The sequence below is a fragment of the Rhodococcus koreensis genome, from assembly GCF_900105905.1.
GTDB lineage: Bacteria > Actinomycetota > Actinomycetes > Mycobacteriales > Mycobacteriaceae > Rhodococcus_F > Rhodococcus_F koreensis.
This window is the reverse complement of the sequence record NZ_FNSV01000005.1, coordinates 2,820,666-2,839,665: the sequence shown is the minus strand read 5'-3', so window position 1 is coordinate 2,839,665 and position 19,000 is coordinate 2,820,666. Positions and strand designations below refer to the sequence as shown.

The window sequence follows — 19,000 nt, the reverse complement described above, 5'->3', positions numbered from 1 at the left end:
TCGAAGGTCGCTGACCCTAGTGTGCCAAATACGTTGGATCCGGTACGGGGATTGCCGCGAGCAGTGCCCGGGTGTACTCATGCTGCGGATCCTCGAAAATCGTCTGCGCGGCTCCCGACTCGACGATCCTGCCCCGGTACATCACCGCGACGTCGTGCGCGATGTTGCGGACCACCGACAGGTCGTGGGAGACGAACAGGTACGACATGCCCCGCTGCTCCTGGAGGTCGCGCAGGAGGTTGAGCACCCCGGCCTGGATGGAGACGTCGAGCGAAGACACCGGTTCGTCCAGGAACAGCAGTTCCGGATCGAGCGCGAGCGCCCGGGCGATGCTGATCCGCTGCTTCTGGCCGCCCGAGAAATCGGCCGGGTACCGGTCGGCGTGCTCGCGTCGCAACCCCACCAGGTCGAGCAGTTCCGGTACCCGGCGGCCGATCTCCTCGCGCCCGCGGCCGTCCAGCCGCAGCGGCTCGGCGAGCACGTCGAACACCGGCAGCCGGGGGTCCAGGGACGCCGTCGGATCCTGGAAGACGACGGCCATCTTCCGCCGGAGGGCGCGCCTGCGGTGGGCGCTCAGCGCCGCGACGTCGGCACCCAGCACCTCGATCGACCCGGATTCCGGCGCGGACAGGTCGAGGACCTGCGTCAACGTCGTCGATTTGCCCGAGCCGGATTCGCCCACCAGCGCCAGTGTGCGACCCGCACGAATGTCGAACGTGATGCCGTCGACCGCCCTTATCTCGCCGCGCTTGCGGCGGAACACCAGACCGCTGGTGATCGGATACGTCTTCACCAGATCGGTCACCTGCAGCACCACCCGGTGCTCGGGTTGCGTCCTCGCAGTGGGGGCGGGGGCCGGCTGATCCCGCCGATATGCCGTGACGAGGTCGCGGGTGCCGCTCTCGTCGACGCGGATACACGCCGCCCGGTGGGCCGGTCCGGTCGCGACGAGTTCCGGTTCGGCGAGCAGGCAGGCGTCCACGGCGAGCGGGCAGCGCGGCGCAAACGTGCAACCGGGTGGCAGTGAATGCGGTGCCGGCGGGGCGCCGGCGATCGAGACCAGGCGGCTCCGGATCGGCGCGTCCATCCGCGGTACGGACACGAGTAATCCTGCGGTGTAGGGCATCCGGGGTTCGGCGAACAGCTCCCGCACCGGAGCGGACTCCACCACCCGGCCCGCGTACATCACCACCACGCGGTCGGCGAGGGTCGCCGCGATGCCCATGTCGTGGGTGATCATCACGACGCCGGCACCGGTGAGATCACGCGCCTTGCGCAGCAGGTTCAGGATCTGCGCCTGCACGGTCACGTCGAGGGCGGTGGTCGGTTCGTCGCAGATGATCAGCGCGGGATCGTTGGCGATCGCGATGGCGATCACCACGCGCTGGCGCATGCCGCCGGAGAACTCGTGGGGAAAAGCCTTGGCGCGCACCGCAGGATCGGGGATCCCGACCAGATCGAGCAGGTCGACGGCGCGCTGCTCGGCGTCCTTCCTGTTGCTCGCCCGGCCGTGGACCAGCAGCGCCTCGGCGATCTGGTCACCGACCCGGTACACCGGCGTCAACGCGGACAGCGGGTCCTGGAACACCATGCTGACCGTCTTCCCGCGCAGCGCCGACAGTTCCCGGTCTCCCATGCCCAGCAACTCACGGCCCTGCAACCGGATCGAGCCGGTGACGCGCGCGTGCTCGGGCAGCAGCCCCATCACCGCGAGGGACGCCACCGACTTGCCCGAGCCCGACTCACCCACGATGGCCAGCACCTCGCCGTCGGAGACGGTGTAGCTGACGTCCCGGACCGCCTCGATCCGGCCTTCCTCGCTGGGAAAGCTGACCCGCAGGTTCTCGATGTCGAGCAGCGGTTGCCCGGTCACCGCTTCACTTTCTTCCTGCTCTTGCGGGACCGGGCCCGCTTCGAGGTGGGGTCGACCGCGTCGCGGAGTCCGTCGCCCACGAGATTCGCCGACAGCACGGTGATCACCAGCAGTCCGCCCGCGAACATGAACAGCCACGGGTAGGTGAGGGCGGATTCGGTACCGTCGGCGATCAGCGACCCGAGGGAGATGTCCGGTTTCTGCACGCCGAACCCGAGGAAGCTGAGCCCGGTCTCGGCGAGGATCGCGGCACCGACGTTCAGGGTCGCGTCGATGATCAGAATCGACGCGATGTTCGGGACTATGTGGCTGGTGATGATCTTGTGCGTCGGTGCCCCCATGTACCGGGCGGCCTGCACGAATTCCCGCTCGCGCAGGCTCAGCGTCATCCCGCGGACCATCCGGGCGGTGATCATCCAGCCGAACACCGCCAGCAGCAGGATCAGCAGGACGATCGAACTCGACGACTTCAGCCGGGGGGTGAACACGGCGATGATGATGAAGCTGGGAACGACGAGCAGCAGATCGACCAGCCACATGATCACCCGATCCGGCCAGCCGCCGACATACCCGGCCAGCGCACCGACGAGCGCCGCGATGGCGGTGGAGAAGAGCGCGACGCAGATGCCGATGATCAGCGACTTCTGCAGCCCGCGCAACGTCTGGGCGAGAACGTCCTGCCCGATCTGGTTGGTGCCGAAAGGATGTTCGGCACTGGGCGGCTGCAGCAGCGCGGTGTAGTCGAGTTGCTGATAGTCGTAGGGGAGCAGGTACGGTCCGACGAAACTGGCGACGAACAGCAACAGCAGGATGCACACCCCGGCGATGGCGGGTTTGTTCCGGAGAAACCGCCGGAACAGCAGGGTTCGGCGCCCGACGGCCGACACCGCCGCATCGGTGGACGCGATCTGGATCTCGGTCACCCCACACGCACCCTCGGGTCCAGCGCCGCATACACGACGTCCGAGAGCAGCCCTGACAACAGCACGATCAGCCCGGTGAACGACGTGATCGCGACGACGATGTTGGTGTCCTGGTTGTCGATGCCGATCACGATCCACTCGCCGATGCCGTGCCAGCCGAAGATCTTCTCGGTGAACGTGGCCCCGACGACCAGCGCCCCGAACCCGTAGGCGAACAGCGTCGCCATCGGGATCAGCGCCGTCCGGAGTCCGTGCTTGAGCAGTGCCGCCCGCCGGGTCAGCCCCTTCGCCCGCGCGGTCCGGATGAAGTCGCTCCCCAGAACGTCGAGCATCGCGTTGCGTTGATATCGGCTGTACCCTGCGATGCTGCCCAACGCCAGCGCGATGGTCGGCAGCACCAGATGCTGCACCCGGTCGACGAACTGCGGCCAGAACCCGGTGATCGTGCTGGCCGAGGATTCCCCGGTGTACAGAAAGATCTGGCTGCCGGTGGCCGAGTTGATCTGGAGAGCACCGTATTTCAGGAGGGTTGCCACCAGGAACACGGGCGCGCTGAGAATCAGCAGCGACACGACGGTGCTGAAATAGTCGCTGAACTTGTACTGCCGGATCGCCCCGGCGGCGCCGATCAGCACCCCCAGCACCGCCCCGATGACTGAACCGAGGATCAGCAATCGCATGCTTACCAGGATCCGGCGGCCCAACTCGTCCGACACCGGCTGACCCGTGATGGTGGTGCCGAAGTCGCCGTGCACGACGCCGCCCAGCCAGTTCGCGTACCGCACCGGGATCGGGTCGTCCAGATGCAGTTCCGCGGCCTTTGCGTCGATCACCGATTGCGGCGGCCGGGGGTTGCGTTGTTCCAGGCTGTCGAGCGGGCGGAAGGTGAGCGACGTGAGGCTGAACGTCAGGAACGACGCCAGCAGCAACAGCACCACGTAATTGAGCGCTCGTCGTAGCAGGAAGATACCCATCGATCCCCGTTCATCCTGAGCGTTGTTTGGTGCACTCGGCATGAGCGGCCGGGTTACCCCGGCCACGTTCACCACTATGTGGCGTTCCCGCAGCGATACCGTCTGCCCGCCGGATGGCGGGTCTTATGGTTGGTTTCTGTCGGGCGTCTTTTACGTCTCGTCCGCAACTCGCCGAAGACGCACCACCGTCAACAACCGCCGCGAGGGCAGCGAGGTTGAGGGCGGCATTGTGATCACGATCAGCGCGGAATCCGCACGAATCGCAGGTGAACACCCGAACATTGAGGGGTAGTTTGGCTTTCACTACCTGACAGTTCGAGCAGGTCTTACTCGACGGATACCAACGGTCCGCCACGTGCAGTCTTGTGCCGGTCCACTCGGTCTTGTAGGTCAGTTGTCGTCGGATCTCGGCGAGCGCCGCATCACGCAGAGCCCGGTTCAGTCCACGCTTGTAGGCGCCACCGGAGCGGGTCATCCCCGTGACATTGAGGTCTTCGACGACGACGGTGCCGAAGTCCCGCACCAGTCGGGTGGTGAGTTTGTGCAGGTGATCGCGGCGCGCGTCGGCGGTGCGGGTGTGTACTGCCCTGATCTGGTCTTGGGTGCGCAGCCACCGCTGTGAGGGCTCTTGGCCGGTGAGGCGATCCGGGCCGATCTGGCGGGACGCGCGGCGCTGCAGACGACGCAACACCTTCGCGTGCTTTCGTGTGTGTTTCGGGTTGTCGATCATCTCTCCGGTCGAGAGGACCGCGAGGTGTTTCACCCCACATCGACGCCGACCACCGAACCGTCCACACCACCATCGGCAACGGCGGAGGCACAGGTGGCGGTGGGCGGGAGTGCCCTGGCGGGGAGAGTAGTTTCGACGGAAAACGACACCTGCCACCGGCCGCGTCGATACGACACGGTCGCAGATCGGATCCGCGCCGTCCCAGCGATAGTCTTGCGGGCCAGTTTGCGGGTGGATTCGCACGTCCGGATCGCCCCGATCCGGGGCAACTGCACATGACGGCGGTCACCGCCATCGGTGACCAGCCCGAAACTGCCCGTCGTGAACCGGCACGACAGCACCGCCCGCTTACTTCGGAACCGCGGAAACCCCATCGAGCCTTTCCGTTTCCCGGACCGGGCGTCGGACCAGTTCGACAACGCGGCAGCACAGTTCGCGATCCCGGAGCTATTCGCCTCCTTCGAGTTCTCTGGCCACCACACTTTCCCGGTCTCGGGGGCGACCGCGACGTCGTTCTTGACGGTGTTCCAGAATTTGCGCAGACCGTATGCGGACCACGACATCGACGGGGTCAGCTCCGCGTCGGGAACACCGTAGGACCGTTCCGCGGTCCGTTGATCGAGGTTCGCCTTGACTTGTGACAGTGCCCAGTTGTAGGCGAAACGCTGTGCCCCGCAATGCGACCGTAACGCCTCGACCTGTGCCGGGGTGGGATCGAGAACGTAGACGTACGCCCGGATCACCGTCCGAGACGGATCCGGCGCAGTGATGTCGGCAGTCCGATCCTCGAGTGCAGCAGCGGCCGTCATGGGCGGTCCGTCGCGGCGGCCACGGCAGCGGCGGCACGCCGACGTGCACGGCGCTGCCCGTTCAGGCGGGCACGCAGCGACGTCACCACCCCGGTCATGTCCCACCAGATCATCAACCACCCCCATCGTCGGCCAACGTGAGCAGAGTACGACCTTGCGCCGACAAAAACGGCCTCGATGCATTCGAACCCGAGCCTCGTCGGGCTGCTCCCGATGCTCCACCACGATCGTCGTCACGTTCTGATCGGCAAACAGCTTACGAATTTTCATGCCCTTCCCGACCCATGGCGTGCAGACCGCAGTATCTCCCACCAGGATCGTGCCCGACGGCAACTGCTGAGCTCGGACAGAAAGCGTTCCCGCATGAAACCACGCCGACGCGGTCCGGTACTCCACTCCGCTCGCTGCCGCCCAATCCCTCAACATCACGACACCAAACTCCACTAGACAGCACGAAACAATCCCACAAGCGAACGGTTGCAAACCCTCGCAACTAGGGCTCAACGCTACGAAGTATAGGAGCGCGCCACCGGCGGTCAGCCCGACTCGGGGAAACCGGTGCCGCGTCCGCGATCGCCGCCCGGCACGTCGCGTCGTCGCTTGTTAGCGTGGGCGGTGTGACAACTCGTGCCGGCGCCGTCGAACCGGTGACGCGGCGCACGGCACACCACACCAGGTACGACGAGTACGCGGTGACGGTCCCGCGGTCCGGCGATCGTGCGGTGGTCGCGGTGCCGCGCGGGGCGACACCGTCGGCAGTCGCGTACTACCTGCACGGGCGGTCGGGGGACGAGAGGTCGATCGACGACCGCGCCGGACTGCGGGACGGACTGCTGGACGCCGGATACGTGGTCGCGAGCCCGTACCTGCACGGCGACCTATGGGGTAACCGGTCGGCGCAGGACGCCGTGGTGGCGCTGGACGCGTGGGTGTCCCGGCGGTGGCCGGTGCTGCGGCGGTTCCTGATCGGCGAATCGATGGGCAGTAACGCCGCCGCCAACGCCGTGCGACTGCGCGAGGTGCCGTGGGACGGTGCCGTGTTCATCGCCCCGTCGCTGTCGCTGCGCGCGGTGTGGGAACGAGGCGAGCACGGACGCGACACCGTGCGGGACGCGTTCGACCTGTCCGCGGACGGGCACGACCTCGAATCGAAGACCGAGCACTGGGACGCCGTCCGGCACCGGCCGGGAGATTATGTGGGAGTACCCATTCGGGTGTACGCCTCGCGGGAGGACGAGGTCGCGAACATCGCCGGTGTCACGGGGCCGTGGGTCGAGATGATCCGCCGCGGCTCGGACTCGGTCGAGTTCGTCGAGGTGAGCGGCCCGCACGTGTCGGAAGACCACTTCCGGGCCGCGGAGGTCGTGAAGTTCTTCGGGACGATCCGGTGAACGCGGGGAGGCCTTCGCGGCGGAGGCCTCCCCGCCCGTTCACGCCTCGGTGCGGTGCGTGGTGTCGAGACGGAAGATGTTGGTGAAGAAATCCTTGACGGCCTGGATCTTCTCGTTGGTCAGGTCGATGGCGTGGCGACGCGATTCTTCGAGCGCGGTGGGCATGGAGGCTTCCTTTCGTCGAGAGGGCACAGCATGGCGATCGACAGTCTGCCCCAACATGCTGACGCCCGCATGACGAACAGGTGTCGCGCATGCAACTCGAACAGCAAGCGGGGGAGCGTGTTCGGTTAACCTGGCACGATGACGACGAGCAGTGCAGACGGCCGGGTCGCGATCACCTACTGCACCCAGTGCCAATGGTTGTTGCGTGCAGCATGGATGGCGCAGGAACTACTCGGCACGTTCGGGCAGGAACTCGGCGAGGTCGCACTCGTCCCCGGCACCGGAGGGATCTTCCGCATCACCGTCGACGACGACCTGATCTGGGACCGCAAGGAGCAGGGCGGCTTCCCGGACATCACCGTCCTCAAGCAGTTGGTCCGTGACCGGGTGGCACCCGACCGCGACCTCGGGCACAGCGACCGGAAGACCCCCTGACGTCAGATCCCGACCGCCCGCTCCAGTGCGCGCAGTTCGTGTCCGAGCCGGGCCGGGATCGACTTCAGGTCGGGCACGGCACTGCGGCAGCCGGTGACACCGAACGAGATGATGTCGTCGTTGCTGGTGCAGGTGATGTTCAGGCCCTGGCCGTCGACGGGCACCGACAGCGGGTAGATGGCGTCGAGCCGCGCACCGTTCCAGTACAGCGGTGAGCTGGGGCCGGGAACGTTGGAGATGATGAGGTTGAACGGCGGGCGCACCCGCGAGTTGTGCCCGAACAGCATGCTCGCGCCGATCGGTGCCGCCCCGAGCGCGCTCATCGCCAGGATCTGCGTGGCGGTCATCGAGCCGTAGGCTTCCTTGCCCTCGCGCATGGAGGTCCGGATGGTCTCGAGCCGATCCGCCGGTTCGCGCAGGTGGGTGCCGAGGTTGCACATGAGCACCCCGATGTTGTTGCCGGTCGCCGCCTCGCGCTGGCTCTTCAGCGACACCGGCACCATCGCGATCAGCGGCTCGGCGGGCAGGGCGTTCTGATCCTCGAGGTAGCTGCGGAGCGCTCCCGAGGACATCGCGAGCACGACGTCGTTGATGGTGCTGTCGGACAGCTTGGCGACGAGGCGGAGACGTTCGAGCGGCCACGACTGCGCCGCGAACTGGCGGGCGCCGGTTATCGGCACGTTGAACGGAGTCTTCGGTGCGGACAGCGCGAGCGGGCCACCCTGGTCGCGGAAGGCGCGGGAGACGGTGCCGGCCAGCGCGGGCACGAGACCGGCGACCTCACCGACCGTCTCGCGGGCGGTGCGGATGGTGGAACCGGCGAGACCCGACAGGCTGAACCCCTTCGACGGCGTCCGCTGCGGGCGCGGGCCGCGCGGCTGCCACGGAGCGGGCACGTCCCGATCGTCGGAGTTCTCGCTGAGCGCGTTGCGCAGCATCTTCATGGCGGTGACGCCGTCGGCGACCGCGTGGTGGATCTTGGTGTAGACGGCGAACCGTCCGTCGCTCAGTCCCTCGATCAAGTGCATCTCCCACAGCGGGCGGCTCCGGTCGAGCAGCGATCCGTGCAGCCGTGAGCACAGGGCCATCAGCTCGGCCTCGCCGCCGGGGGCGGGCAGTGCGTCGTGCCGGATGTGGTGACCGAGGTCGATGTCGTCGACGGTCTCCCAGCTCCACTGACCGAGCGAGGAGAAGGACCGGCGGGCCCGCTTGGCGAGCCGGGGTGTGACGATGCCGTCGCCCTCGACGAGCGCGCGGTCGAGCATCGCGCGCATGTCATAGGTGTCGGCGCCGTCCGGGAGCTGGAAGATCTCCACGCCGCCGACGTGCATCGGGTGCTCTCGGGACTCGCCGAGAAGGAACATCGAGTCGAGGGGGGACATGGGGAGCGGCATCTATTGCCCTTTCCATCCCGAAGACGACTTCCCGGATCGCAGGAGGGCTCGTCTGTGGTCTGAGGTAACGGGAGATGGTGACGTTCCGTTTGTCAGGGACCACCACCGGATAACTAATTGATATGGGACAGGTCACGAAAGCGTGACGCTCGTATTTCTACAGGTTTCCCGTGAGCCATGCCACTAGACAAGCGTCCAGTTTGGCGTCTGTCATTCGAGTGATCGACACCGAAAATGAACTCCGTGTGAACATCCCAATTTTGTGCACTCAGTGCGGAATTCACGTTTCCGAAACTGCCTAGGGCCGAAAGTCCCTACTCGGTAAGAATTGTGGCATGACCAAGCCATGGGCAATTGTTGAACATGTGTCGTTCGAAGGACCGGCTCTCGTCGGAACTCTGCTGGCGGAGCGGGGAATTCGCTACACCGAGTACCCCACGTACCGAGCGTCGGAACTTCCGGCCGTTCACGACATCGGCGGCCTCGTGGTGATGGGCGGTCCGATGGGCGCACTCGACGACGTTACCCACCCGCAACTTCCGCGAGAGCGAAACTTCATCAAAAAAATTGTGGACGCCGGTCTCCCGATGCTCGGGATCTGCCTCGGCGCGCAACTTCTCGCGGCCTCGTTCGGCAGTCCGATCCGCCGCGGGCCGAGCCCGGAGAACGGTGCCGGGACGGTGACGGTGTCCGACGACGGAACGCGCGATCCCGTGTTCGGTGCCGTCGGCGCCGAGGTGCCCGTCGTCCACTGGCACGGCGACACCTTCGACCTCCCGGACGGCGCGGTCCGGTTGGCGAGCAGCCGCCTCTACGAGAATCAGGCGTTCGCCATCGGCCGCCGCGCCTACGGTCTGCAGTTCCACGTCGAACTCACCCGCGAGCAACTGCCCGTGATGCAGGCCCACATGCCGCCCGGCACCACGCCGTCGGGGGAACACATGGACGCCGTGGAGGCGGCCGGACGGATCATGATCGGTTCGTTCCTCGACCTCGCCGAGAGCTGACAGAATCGGGCGCGCGGGCGCCGATGAGTTTCGCGCACCGCCGTGGTCTGTATCGATGACTTCCGCGCTGGGCGGAACCCGAGAAGGAGAATCACATGTCCCGGATGCTCTTCGTGAACCTGCCGATCAAGAACCTCGACGCGACCAAGCAGTTCTTCGGCGGACTCGGCTTCGAGTTCAACGCCACGTTCAGCGACGATTCCTGCACCGCCATGGTGATCAACGAGTCCACGTCCGTGATGCTCCTCGTCGAGTCCCGGTTCAAGGACTTCATCGAAGGCGGCATCTGCGACACCTCGAAGGCCGTCGAGGCGCTGCTCTGTATCTCGGCCGACAGCCGCGAGGAGGTCGACAGCCTGGTCGACAAGGCCCTCGCCTCCGGTGGCTCGGCGTGGGGCAAGCTCCAGGACGAGGGCTTCATGTACGGCCGCGCGTTCCGTGACCTGGACGGCCACGTCTGGGAGGTCATGTGGATGGATCCGGCCGCCGTGCCGGCGTAGGGGTCAGGCGGGCGGGGTCTCCGGCAGTCCGAACTTCTCGAACAGATCGATGTCGAAGAAGCAGACGACGTGGGAGACCCCGTCGGCCGTCACGTCCAGGACATGCAGCTGAAACGGACGATGGACCCCGTCCTCCCCGCGCATGTACAGGCCGAGCGCCGGCTGTCCGTTCGACACCGTCGGCACCAGTCGCATGTCGCCTCGAGTCTTGGCCGGGCACTTCTCGCTGACCAGGGTGCCGATCGCGGTCCCGCCGCGGTACCAGCCCTCGAACGGCGGCATCTCCCAGACGGCGTCCTGGGTGAACAGTTCGACGATCCCGTCGATGTCGTAGTTCTCGAACGCGGCCACGTAGCGGTCGAGCAGTGCGCGTTCCTCGGGGGACTCCGGTTCGACGAGCGTGTCCGCCGACGGCGTGGCCAGTTCGAGTTGCGTCCGGGCACGCTGCAGCAGGCTGTTGACCGCCGTCGTGGTGGTGCCGAGGGCCGTCGCGACCTCCGACGCCTTCCACTGCAACACGTCGCGCAGGACGAGAACAGCGCGCTGACGTGCAGGAAGATGCTGAAGGGCCGCGATGAACGCCAACCGCACCGACTCGCGCGACGTCACGACGGTTGCGGGATCGCCGGCGTCGTCGTCGATGAGGCGGTTGGGGAGCGGCCCGAGCCACGGCACCTCGTGTCGTTCGACGAGTTCGGCGGTCGGGTCGGAGTCGGGAGCGCCCAGACCGCTCGGCAGCGGACGCTTCGACCTGTTCTGCAACGCCGTCAGGCAGGTGTTGGTGGCGATCTTGTACAGCCACGTCCGCAACGACGCCTGCTGCTGGTAGCCCTCGTATCCGCGCCACGCCCGGATGAACGTCTCCTGCATCTGGTCTTCGGCGTCGTGAAGTGAGCCCATCATGCGATAACAATGGGCGAGCAACTCGCGCCGGTAAGGGTCGGCGAGTGCGAGGAATTCCCCGTCGAGCGACTGCGCAGCCGTCATGGTTGGAGCTTACTGCGGCCATCCGACAGATGTCGGGCCCTCAGGCCCGCCGACCCGGTATTCAGCCCCAGTTCACCATCGGCTGACCCGTCTCGAGCAGCGTCTTCATTCCGCTCAGCACTTCGTTCCAGCCGCCGCCCGCGCCCTCGGGTTCGCGCCTGCCCGCGACCATCTCCGCCAGGCCCGGCGCATTGGTGAGGTCGTGTGTGACAGTCAGTTTCGCGACTCCGGGCCTGCTCGACTGCACGATCTCGTAGGTCAGCGTGGTGAAACCCTCCACGTTGTCGGCGTCCATCAGCATCCGCCACGTCTGAACCAGTTTCTTCGGCGGATCGGATTCGATCACCTCGCCGTCCACGATCACGTCCGGAACGCCGGGGTATTCCTTCATCGCGTCGTCCGCGCGCGTGCGGAACGACCCGCCCGCGCGGAGGTCGTAGTCGACGAGGCCGCCGTACCCGTACTGCTGCGACCACTCGGGTTTCGTGATGGCCTCCCAGATGGCCTCCGGCGTCGCCTTGATGTAGACGGCGTAGATCTGGATTGCGTCGGCGGTAGTCATTTCTCTTCCTCCAGTTCGGATTTCAGCTGAGCGAGCGCCGAGGTGTGACGCTCGGTGTACTTGTCGATCCACCGGTTGTGGATCAGCTGTATCGGCACAGGATTGAGGTAATGCAGTTTCTCCCGGCCGGAGCGGCGCGTGACGACGAGTCCCGCGTCTTCGAGCACACGCAGATGCTTCATGACACCGAATCGCGTCATCTCGACGTGCGACTCGAGTTCGGTGAGCGTCTGACCATCCTGGGCGAACAATCGGTCGAGTATCAGGCGGCGGGTCGGATCGGCCAGCGCCTTGAAGACGTGATCGTCGTCCATGGATCGAGAATAGGTGACCATTTGGTCACATGTCAACGGTTGTGCGGCTTCGCCGCCCGTGAGTACTTGTTAACCGCGGGCGGTTAAGAAGTACTCACGGGCGAAGTTCGCACTTGGTTCATCCGCCCGCCACGGTGCGTCCACGAAGCCGGGCACCGCGGTACCTACCGTCCTGAGGATCCGGTTCGTCACCATGGAGGTTTCACACAGTGTCCACTGCACCACTCAACCGCCGCGGATTCCTCGGTCGCACCGCGCTCACCGGCCTCGGTGTGGCACTCGCCGGAAGCGTCGACGCCCTCGTTCGCCCGGCGTTCGCGTCCGCGGCACCGGGACAGGCGATCGGTTACGGACCGCTCGTGCCGGACCCGAATCGCATTCTGTCGCTCCCGGTGGGCTTTTCGTACACCGTCGTCGCCCGGTCGGGTGAGACGCAGTTGGACGGTGGCGTGCCGGTGCCGAGCGATCCCGACGCCATCGGGGTGTTCGCGCGACCCGGCGGTTCCACGCTCGTCACCAATCACGAGATCGGCAGCGACGAACCGTTCGGCGTGCCGGCGCTCGACGGATTGACGTACGACACGGGCGCGCGCGGCGGCACGACCACGACTGCGGTCGGTGCCGACGGCGCACGGCAGGGCCAGTATGTCAGCGTCGCGGGCACCGTGAACAACTGTGCGGGCGGCATCACCCCCTGGGGGACCTGGTTGACCTGCGAGGAGACGGAGGCTCGCGCGGGGGAGGGCGGGTTCCTGCTCGACCATGGCTACGTCTTCGAGGTGGACCCCGCGAGCCAGGACGCGAACAGGGGCAAGAGTCCTGTGCCGCTGAAGTTCCTGGGGCGGTACGCGCACGAGGCCGTGGCGGTTGATCCGGCGTCGAGCACCATCTACCTCACGGAGGATGCGTCGGGGCCGAACGGGCTGTACTACCGGTGGACGCCGCCGCAGGGCTTCCGGGGCGGGCCGAACGCGCTGCGCGAACTCGCCCAGTCTCCGGGCGGCGACACCGCAGGCGCACTCCAGGCGATGGCCTGCTTCCAGGGCGGAACGCACGTCCCCGACCTGTCGCAGGCCACCGAGCCGGGCACCGTGTACTCCGTGCAGTGGGTCGGTGTGCCGGACCGTGGCGCGACGAGTACGTCGGTGCGCAAGCAGTTCGGGAACGACGCCGTCACCCGGAGCCGCAAGCTGGAGGGGCAGTGGTGGGGCGACGGCGGCGCCTACTTCGTCGCGAGCTACGCACGGACCAGCGACGGCAGCGTCGCCGAGCACGACGGCCAGGTGTGGTTCTTCGACCCGGCGAAACAGACGGTCACCTTGAAGACGCTGTTCGGTGTCAATCCCGATCCGGCTGTCGACACCGGAAACTACGACGGGCCCGACAACATCACGGTCTCGCCGTACGGCGGTGTGATTCTCGCGGAGGACGGCGAAGGAATCAGCCACCTCGTGGGTGTCACGGCGGAAGGGGAGCCGTTCGCGATGGCTCGGAACGAGTTGAACGACAGCGAATTCTGCGGTCCGGCATTCAGCGCCGACGGGAGGATCCTGTTCGCGAACATTCAGTCACCGGGGCTGACACTGGCGATCACCGGTCCGTGGCACCGCCCCCTGCCGTGAGTACTTATTAACCACGGGCGGTTAATTAAGTACTCACAGGCCGGAGGCAAAAACCCAGCCGCGGAGGGCGAGAAACCGCAGGCCGCCGACGACGGCGCTGACGGCGACGACGAGCGCGACCTGCACGAGGCCGTCGGAGCCGGGGAAGAGCGTGTGCAGGACGGCGAGCGCGAGTGAACTGACGGCCAGCCCGATCAGGGCGAGGGTTCCGCCCTCCCACTGTGCGACGAACCAGCGGACGCGATCCGCGGCGCGGAAGGTGAGCCGGCGGTGGAGTTCGTTGGCCAACATCGAACTGGTCACCACGCCGACCAGGTTGGCGACGAACGACCCGTACGCGTCGAGGGTGAAGAACGCGAGAGCGTAGAGCACATTGCTCGACGTGCCCACCAGGGTGAACCGGGTCAACTGAGCGAACACGCCGCCGGCCCGCCCACGTAGAGGGGGATACGTGGGCGAGCCGACGGCGTCGTGGAACTGAACGATCATCTCATTCAGCGGATGAGGGCACCGTTGCCGGTGTCCGTCACGTGGCCGCCACCGAGGACGCCGGCCACTTGCTCTTCACTCAGTCCCAGCTCGCGCAGGCGATCCCAGACCTCGTCGAATTCGACGAGCTTGGCATTGAGATCGGTACGCAGGCGGTTGACCTCGTCGCGGATCTTCTCCGCTTCGTCGATCGCTTCCAGCGTCCGCTCCGGCTGGGGCAGGAGCATGGACAGGAGACGGTCCCGGGCGTCGGCGCTCAGCCCGGCGAAGGGCTGATGCTGATCGGCGGGGGCCTCGTGCCTGCCGCCGCGGACGTCGGGCGACTGGATCGGGGCCGTGTCGGATTCGAGTGCGTACTCCGGGACGGGGGCGTACTCGGGTTCCTGGACGGGCTCCTGCTCGCTCGACAGGTCGATCGTGCGACGCAGCGGGCGGTTGGGGATCAGGATGACGGCGATCAGGGTGATGACGGCGACGACGGCGGCGATCAGGAAGATCCGCCCGGTGGCGTCACCGTATGCGGCGCGGATGACGCCCTGCACGGGAGCGGGCATGGACGTCAGGTCCAGGCTTCCGCCGCCGCTGCTCGATCCGGTCGGGATGCGGAGCTTTGCGAAACCCTCGGCCGACAGGTCGGCGACGCGCGTGGCCAGCACCGAACCGAGAACCGAGACGCCGATCGCGCCACCGAAGGTCCGGAAGAAGGCGACCGAGCTGGATGCCGCACCGATGTTCTGGACGCTGACGGTGTTCTGCACCGCGAGGACCAGGTTCTGCATCAGCATGCCCATGCCGAGACCGATGATCGCGATGTACGTGCCGACCAGGGTCAGGTTGGTCTCGTGATCGATGGTGCCGAGCAGTCCGAAGCCGATGATCATCAGGACGGCGCCGCCGACGACGAACGGCTTCCACTTGCCGAAGCGGGTGATGAGCTGTCCGGATCCGACCGTGCCGAGGAGCATGCCGGCGACCATCGGGATGGTGAGCACGCCCGCCATGGTGGGGGTGTAGCCACGCGAGGTCTGGAAGTACTGGCCGAGGAACGTGGTGGAGCCGAACATTCCGACACCGACGGCGACGGACGCGATGATCGCGAGCCCGGTGGTCTTCTCCGTGACGATCTTGAGCGGAATGATCGGCGACTTGGCCTTGGCCTCGACGAGGATCGTCGCGGCCAGCAGGAGCACACCGGATCCGACGTACAGGGCGGTCTCACGGGAGAACCACTCGTAGTAGCCCGCCTTGCCGGCGAACGAGACCCAGATCAGCAGGATGGACACACCGGCGGTCAGCAGGAGGGCACCGAGCCAGTCGATGGAAACGTCGTCCTTCTTCTCGGTCGCGAGGTGCAGCGTGCGCTGCAGCAGGAACAGTGCGATGACGGCGAGCGGGACGCACACGAAGAAGCACCAGCGCCAGCCGAGGGGGCTGTCGACGATGACGCCGCCCAGGATCGGACCGCCCGACATCGACACGGCCATGACGGCACCCATGTAGCCGGAGTAACGGCCGCGTTCACGGGGCGAGACAATGGTGCCGATGATGGCGACGACGAGCGCCGTCAGGCCACCCATGCCGATGCCCTGGATGACACGCGCGGTCAGCAGGATCGGCACGTTGTGCGCGAATCCTGCGATCACCGAACCGATGACGAAGATGACGATCGCGCTCTGGACCAGGACCTTCTTGTTGAACAGGTCGGCGAGCTTGCCCCAGATGGGGGTCGAGGCGGCGTTGGCGAGCAATGCACTGGTGATGACCCAGGCGTATGCGGTCTGGGTGCCCTTCAGGTCGCCGATGATCGTCGGGAGTGCGGTGGCGACGATCGTGCTGCTCAGCAGGGCGGTGAACAGCGCTGCGAGCAGGCCCGTGAGGGCTTCGAGGATTTGGCGGTGCGTCATGGCCGTCGTTTCTTCAACCGGCGGCCGAGTCTGTGTTTCGGTCATACGCTTTGTGTTCCAATCGGGTTCGAGCTCGTGACGATCCGGTGTTCTGGATCGACGAGTGTTTCCTTCAGGTGCCTGATCGAGTAGAGGGCAGTTGCTGCCTCGGTTTCGTTCCACCCCGTCAACAACTTCTGCATTCGCGCGGCACGTTGGGTTCGGAAGTGTTTGACGTACGTCATTCCGACTTCCGAGACGCGTATTCGAAATGCGCGCCCGTCGGCGGGATCGGGATGGCGCGTGACGTAGCCGAACTCCACCAGGTCGGTGATCTGGCGACTGAGTGACGACTGGCCGACGCACATCTCGGTGGCCAATTCGTTCTGCCGGCATTCCCCGCGAGCCGCGAGGACGAGGAGGACCCCCGTCAGCGCGCGTGGCATGTGGCCGTCGGCTTCCGACATCAGGGCCTCCTTGAGCACTCGGCCGAAGAGGAAGACCTCGTCGATGAGCGCTTCGGTGGTGCCCAGAGATACGGAAGGCACTGACGTGATGGACATGGCAACCCCTGAAGGACGACTTACTTGATGCAAGCAACTATATACATCGTTAGTGCAAGCAAGTAAGCCATTTCGGTGTCTGGTGCATCACAAGGCGAAGTGACCTATTATCTACGTATGAATGCAGATAAGCGCATTTGCCGGCGCAGGCTCGACGAAGACCAGGTAGAGCTGGTGGTCGAGGTCTTCCGCATGCTGGCCGATTCCACCCGGGTGCAGGTGCTGTGGCAGCTGGTGGGCGGCGAACTGTCGGTGAACGAGCTGGCCGAACGGGTCGGGAAGCCGGCGCCGTCCGTCTCGCAGCACCTCGCGAAGCTCCGGATGGCCCGCCTCGTGCACACGCGGCGGGAGGGCACGTCCATCTATTACAGCGTCGCCAACGAGCACGTGCAGCAGCTGGTGACCGACGCCGTGTTCAACGCCGAGCACGCAGGCCCCGGCATCCCCGGGCACCATCGCGCGTCGGGGGATCTGCAGGTCCTCCACGAGGGTGCGGATCTGGCCGCAGAGGAAGGTGCGTCGTGAAAGACCACGGCCACGGCCACGGGCACGGGCACGGTCATTCGGGCGGCGTCCGCGGGGCGATCCGCGAGATCTTCGCCCCGCACAGCCACGACTCCGCGGACAGCGTCGACGACGCGCTCGAGGCCAGCGAGATCGGCATCCGGGCGGTGAAGATCAGCCTGGTGGTGCTGGGCGTCACCGCCCTGGCCCAGGTGGTCGTGGTGGCGGTGTCCGGTTCCGTCGCGCTCGCCGCCGACACGATCCACAACTTCTCGGACGCGCTGACGGCGGTCCCGCTGTGGATCGCGTTCGCCCTCGGACGGCGGGCCGCCACGCGGCGGTTCACGTACGGCTACGGCCGGGCCGAGGACCTCGCCGGGTTGTTCGTCGTGGTGATGATCGCGTTGTCCGCGGTCGTCGCGGGTGTGGAGGCCATCCGGCGCCTGCTCGATCCCGTGCCCATCCAGCATCTCGGGTGGGTGGCGCTCGCCGGGATCATCGGTTTCGCCGGCAACGAGTGGGTGGCGCTGTACCGCATCCGGATCGGCCGCCGGATCGGCTCCGCCGCCCTCGTGGCCGACGGACTGCACGCGCGGACCGACGGATTCACTTCTCTCGCCGTGGTATTGGGTGCAGGCGGTGTCGCGGCCGGGATTCCCCTCGCCGATCCCGTGGTGGGTCTGGTGATCACGGCCGCGATCCTGCTCGTGTTGCGGACCGCCGCCCGCGACGTGTTCCGGCGACTGATGGACGGCGTCGACCCCGGACTGGTCGACGCCGCCGAACAGGCCCTCGCCGCCGAGCCGGGAGTGGTCGGGGTGCGGAGCGTGAAGATGCGCTGGATCGGGCACCGCCTGCACGCGGACGCCGAACTCGACGTGGACCCCTCGACCAGCCTCAGCGAGGCACACCGCGTCGCACACACTGCGGAACACACGCTCACCCACGCGGTCCCGAAGCTGAGCACCGCCCTTATCCACGCCTACCCGGCGCACGACGTGGAGGCGGCAGGCCGGCCGGGGTGACCCGCCGCTACCGCGGGTCGGGGCCGGTCGCGACCGGACGTCCGGGATCGGACGACCACTGCGACCAGGATCCCGGGTACAGGGCGGCGTCGATGCCGGCGAGCGCGAGCGCCGCGACCTGATGGGCCGCCGTCACACCCGATCCGCAGTAGACGCCGACCGGACGTCCGGGCTCGGCGCCGACCGCGGCGAACCGTGCGCGCAGCGCCTCGGCGGGCGCGAACTGGCCGTCGGGCCCGAGGTTCTCGGACGTCGGGGCGCTGTGGGCGCCGGGAATGTGCCCGGCGCGGGGGTCGACGGGTTCGGTCGCTCCCGAATACCGCTCGGCGGCGCGGGCATCGAGAAGGTGACCGCGGGCGGCGAATTCGGCGGCCTCGTCCGCGGTCAGCGTCGCCAGGTGGCCCGCGGTGAGCACGACGTCGCCGGGGACTCGCGCCTGTTCGTCGCCGGATCGGACGGGGTGACCAGCCGACGTCCACGCGCCGAGGCCGCCGTCGAGCATGCTCACGTCGGCAACGCCCGCCCAGCGCAGCAGCCACCATGCCCGCGCGGCGGCGAGATTCCCCGTCGCGTCGTAGACCACGACCGTGCTGTCCGCCCGGATTCCCCACCGGCGCGCGGCGTCCTGGAGGTCAGTCACCGCCGGTAGCGGATGCCTGCCGAGTTCCGGGCGTCCCGGGGCGGCGAGTTCGGTGTCGAGGTCGACGAACACGGCCCCGGGAATGTGCGCGTCCAGATAGTGCTGCCTGCCCTCGGTGTCGCCGAGGGCCCACCGCACGTCCAGCAGGACCGGGGGAGCGTCGCTGCGCAACAGCGCCGCCAACTCGTCGAGCGTCACCACAGGGCTCAT

General features: G+C 66.9%; 21 protein-coding genes. 7 read left to right on the top strand and 14 right to left on the bottom strand.

What is annotated here, in order from left to right; all coding sequences use genetic code 11:
* Positions 1 to 16: 16 nt before the first annotated feature.
* Genes BLV94_RS17660 through BLV94_RS48745 form a run of 5 tightly spaced genes read right to left on the bottom strand, consistent with a single transcriptional unit; the run spans position 17 to position 5,309 of the window.
* Positions 17 to 1,873, bottom strand: coding sequence for a dipeptide ABC transporter ATP-binding protein (locus BLV94_RS17660; protein WP_072937527.1), 1,857 nt, complete (start codon positions 1,871 to 1,873; stop codon positions 17 to 19).
* Positions 1,870 to 2,796, bottom strand: coding sequence for an ABC transporter permease (locus tag BLV94_RS17655; protein WP_072937526.1), 927 nt, complete (start codon positions 2,794 to 2,796; stop codon positions 1,870 to 1,872). The genes BLV94_RS17660 and BLV94_RS17655 overlap by 4 nt, the downstream gene beginning before the upstream one ends.
* Positions 2,793 to 3,770 (bottom strand): ABC transporter permease, encoded by a 978-nt coding sequence (locus tag BLV94_RS17650; protein WP_072937525.1) that lies wholly within the window; start codon positions 3,768 to 3,770, stop codon positions 2,793 to 2,795. The genes BLV94_RS17655 and BLV94_RS17650 overlap by 4 nt, the downstream gene beginning before the upstream one ends.
* A 10-nt stretch (positions 3,771 to 3,780) precedes the next feature.
* Entirely contained in the window at positions 3,781 to 4,500 is a 720-nt protein-coding gene (locus BLV94_RS17645) for an RNA-guided endonuclease InsQ/TnpB family protein (protein ID WP_143051400.1), read from the bottom strand.
* Positions 4,501 to 4,529: 29 nt separating this feature from the next.
* Positions 4,530 to 5,309 (bottom strand): helix-turn-helix domain-containing protein, encoded by a 780-nt coding sequence (locus BLV94_RS48745; protein ID WP_167372169.1) that lies wholly within the window; start codon positions 5,307 to 5,309, stop codon positions 4,530 to 4,532.
* A 617-nt stretch (positions 5,310 to 5,926) separates the two neighbouring features.
* Between BLV94_RS48745 and BLV94_RS17635 the strand changes: the two genes are divergently transcribed.
* Positions 5,927 to 6,700 (top strand): serine aminopeptidase domain-containing protein, encoded by a 774-nt coding sequence (locus tag BLV94_RS17635; RefSeq protein WP_072937603.1) that lies wholly within the window; start codon positions 5,927 to 5,929, stop codon positions 6,698 to 6,700.
* A 39-nt stretch (positions 6,701 to 6,739) separates the two neighbouring features.
* On the opposite strand, the gene BLV94_RS51555 is transcribed toward BLV94_RS17635, so the two are convergent.
* Complete coding sequence (locus tag BLV94_RS51555; protein ID WP_255314952.1) at positions 6,740 to 6,865, bottom strand: hypothetical protein; 126 nt, start codon at positions 6,863 to 6,865, stop codon at positions 6,740 to 6,742.
* 138 nt (positions 6,866 to 7,003) lie between these two features.
* Here BLV94_RS51555 and BLV94_RS17630 point away from each other — a divergent pair, with 138 nt between their 5' ends.
* The gene (locus tag BLV94_RS17630) at positions 7,004 to 7,300 is read left to right on the top strand and encodes an Rdx family protein (protein WP_072937524.1); all 297 of its coding nucleotides are present in this window, start codon (positions 7,004 to 7,006) and stop codon (positions 7,298 to 7,300) included.
* Between the two features lie 2 nt (positions 7,301 to 7,302).
* Here BLV94_RS17630 and BLV94_RS17625 read toward each other — a convergent pair whose 3' ends face one another.
* Positions 7,303 to 8,694: a WS/DGAT/MGAT family O-acyltransferase gene (locus tag BLV94_RS17625; protein WP_072937523.1), complete on the bottom strand. Its 1,392-nt coding sequence runs from the start codon at positions 8,692 to 8,694 to the stop codon at positions 7,303 to 7,305.
* Between the two features lie 335 nt (positions 8,695 to 9,029).
* Here BLV94_RS17625 and BLV94_RS17620 point away from each other — a divergent pair, with 335 nt between their 5' ends.
* A complete protein-coding gene (locus BLV94_RS17620) occupies positions 9,030 to 9,701 on the top strand; it encodes a type 1 glutamine amidotransferase (protein ID WP_072937522.1) in 672 nt (223 codons plus the stop codon).
* A gap of 95 nt (positions 9,702 to 9,796) precedes the next feature.
* On the top strand, positions 9,797 to 10,201 hold the full coding sequence (locus tag BLV94_RS17615; RefSeq protein ID WP_015889204.1) for a VOC family protein: 405 nt from the start codon (positions 9,797 to 9,799) through the stop codon (positions 10,199 to 10,201).
* Between the two features lie 3 nt (positions 10,202 to 10,204).
* On the opposite strand, the gene BLV94_RS17610 is transcribed toward BLV94_RS17615, so the two are convergent.
* From BLV94_RS17610 to BLV94_RS17600, 3 genes are all read right to left on the bottom strand, one after another.
* A complete protein-coding gene (locus tag BLV94_RS17610) occupies positions 10,205 to 11,188 on the bottom strand; it encodes a sigma-70 family RNA polymerase sigma factor (RefSeq protein ID WP_072937521.1) in 984 nt (327 codons plus the stop codon).
* Between the two features lie 61 nt (positions 11,189 to 11,249).
* Positions 11,250 to 11,750 (bottom strand): SRPBCC family protein, encoded by a 501-nt coding sequence (locus BLV94_RS17605; RefSeq protein ID WP_072937520.1) that lies wholly within the window; start codon positions 11,748 to 11,750, stop codon positions 11,250 to 11,252.
* Positions 11,747 to 12,064, bottom strand: coding sequence for an ArsR/SmtB family transcription factor (locus BLV94_RS17600; protein ID WP_174705445.1), 318 nt, complete (start codon positions 12,062 to 12,064; stop codon positions 11,747 to 11,749). The genes BLV94_RS17605 and BLV94_RS17600 overlap by 4 nt, the downstream gene beginning before the upstream one ends.
* A gap of 209 nt (positions 12,065 to 12,273) precedes the next feature.
* Here BLV94_RS17600 and BLV94_RS17595 point away from each other — a divergent pair, with 209 nt between their 5' ends.
* Positions 12,274 to 13,686 carry an alkaline phosphatase PhoX gene (locus BLV94_RS17595; RefSeq protein ID WP_072937518.1) on the top strand — a complete coding sequence of 471 codons (1,413 nt, stop codon included), beginning with the start codon at positions 12,274 to 12,276 and terminating at the stop codon, positions 13,684 to 13,686.
* A gap of 33 nt (positions 13,687 to 13,719) precedes the next feature.
* Here BLV94_RS17595 and BLV94_RS17590 read toward each other — a convergent pair whose 3' ends face one another.
* Genes BLV94_RS17590 through BLV94_RS17580 form a run of 3 tightly spaced genes read right to left on the bottom strand, consistent with a single transcriptional unit; the run spans position 13,720 to position 16,621 of the window.
* Positions 13,720 to 14,175, bottom strand: coding sequence for a GtrA family protein (locus BLV94_RS17590; RefSeq protein WP_072937517.1), 456 nt, complete (start codon positions 14,173 to 14,175; stop codon positions 13,720 to 13,722).
* 5 nt (positions 14,176 to 14,180) lie between these two features.
* Positions 14,181 to 16,124, bottom strand: coding sequence for an MDR family MFS transporter (locus BLV94_RS17585; protein WP_072937516.1), 1,944 nt, complete (start codon positions 16,122 to 16,124; stop codon positions 14,181 to 14,183).
* On the bottom strand, positions 16,121 to 16,621 hold the full coding sequence (locus tag BLV94_RS17580) for a MarR family winged helix-turn-helix transcriptional regulator (protein WP_072937515.1): 501 nt from the start codon (positions 16,619 to 16,621) through the stop codon (positions 16,121 to 16,123). Before BLV94_RS17580 ends, BLV94_RS17585 begins: the two co-directional genes overlap by 4 nt.
* Before the next feature lie 117 nt (positions 16,622 to 16,738).
* Here BLV94_RS17580 and BLV94_RS17575 point away from each other — a divergent pair, with 117 nt between their 5' ends.
* Both BLV94_RS17575 and BLV94_RS17570 read left to right on the top strand, forming a co-directional pair.
* Complete coding sequence (locus BLV94_RS17575) at positions 16,739 to 17,146, top strand: ArsR/SmtB family transcription factor (RefSeq protein ID WP_072937514.1); 408 nt, start codon at positions 16,739 to 16,741, stop codon at positions 17,144 to 17,146.
* Complete coding sequence (locus tag BLV94_RS17570) at positions 17,143 to 18,150, top strand: cation diffusion facilitator family transporter (RefSeq protein ID WP_072937513.1); 1,008 nt, start codon at positions 17,143 to 17,145, stop codon at positions 18,148 to 18,150. Before BLV94_RS17575 ends, BLV94_RS17570 begins: the two co-directional genes overlap by 4 nt.
* A 7-nt stretch (positions 18,151 to 18,157) precedes the next feature.
* Here BLV94_RS17570 and BLV94_RS17565 read toward each other — a convergent pair whose 3' ends face one another.
* Positions 18,158 to 18,991 (bottom strand): sulfurtransferase, encoded by an 834-nt coding sequence (locus BLV94_RS17565; RefSeq protein ID WP_072937512.1) that lies wholly within the window; start codon positions 18,989 to 18,991, stop codon positions 18,158 to 18,160.
* Positions 18,992 to 19,000 lie beyond the last annotated feature (9 nt).

Coding starts and splice junctions, on each gene's coding strand:
- BLV94_RS17575 (WP_072937514.1), top strand. CDS start 16,739: ATGAATGCAGATAAGCGCATTTGCCGGCGCAGGCTCGACGAAGACCAG.
- BLV94_RS17615 (WP_015889204.1), top strand. CDS start 9,797: ATGTCCCGGATGCTCTTCGTGAACCTGCCGATCAAGAACCTCGACGCG.
- BLV94_RS17610 (WP_072937521.1), bottom strand. CDS start 11,188: ATGACGGCTGCGCAGTCGCTCGACGGGGAATTCCTCGCACTCGCCGAC.
- BLV94_RS17600 (WP_174705445.1), bottom strand. CDS start 12,064: ATGGACGACGATCACGTCTTCAAGGCGCTGGCCGATCCGACCCGCCGC.
- BLV94_RS51555 (WP_255314952.1), bottom strand. CDS start 6,865: ATGCCCACCGCGCTCGAAGAATCGCGTCGCCACGCCATCGACCTGACC.
- BLV94_RS17585 (WP_072937516.1), bottom strand. CDS start 16,124: ATGACCGAAACACAGACTCGGCCGCCGGTTGAAGAAACGACGGCCATG.
- BLV94_RS17605 (WP_072937520.1), bottom strand. CDS start 11,750: ATGACTACCGCCGACGCAATCCAGATCTACGCCGTCTACATCAAGGCG.
- BLV94_RS17645 (WP_143051400.1), bottom strand. CDS start 4,500: ATGATCGACAACCCGAAACACACACGAAAGCACGCGAAGGTGTTGCGT.
- BLV94_RS17625 (WP_072937523.1), bottom strand. CDS start 8,694: ATGCCGCTCCCCATGTCCCCCCTCGACTCGATGTTCCTTCTCGGCGAG.
- BLV94_RS48745 (WP_167372169.1), bottom strand. CDS start 5,309: ATGACGGCCGCTGCTGCACTCGAGGATCGGACTGCCGACATCACTGCG.
- BLV94_RS17620 (WP_072937522.1), top strand. CDS start 9,030: ATGACCAAGCCATGGGCAATTGTTGAACATGTGTCGTTCGAAGGACCG.
- BLV94_RS17590 (WP_072937517.1), bottom strand. CDS start 14,175: ATGATCGTTCAGTTCCACGACGCCGTCGGCTCGCCCACGTATCCCCCT.
- BLV94_RS17650 (WP_072937525.1), bottom strand. CDS start 3,770: ATGGGTATCTTCCTGCTACGACGAGCGCTCAATTACGTGGTGCTGTTG.
- BLV94_RS17580 (WP_072937515.1), bottom strand. CDS start 16,621: ATGTCCATCACGTCAGTGCCTTCCGTATCTCTGGGCACCACCGAAGCG.
- BLV94_RS17630 (WP_072937524.1), top strand. CDS start 7,004: ATGACGACGAGCAGTGCAGACGGCCGGGTCGCGATCACCTACTGCACC.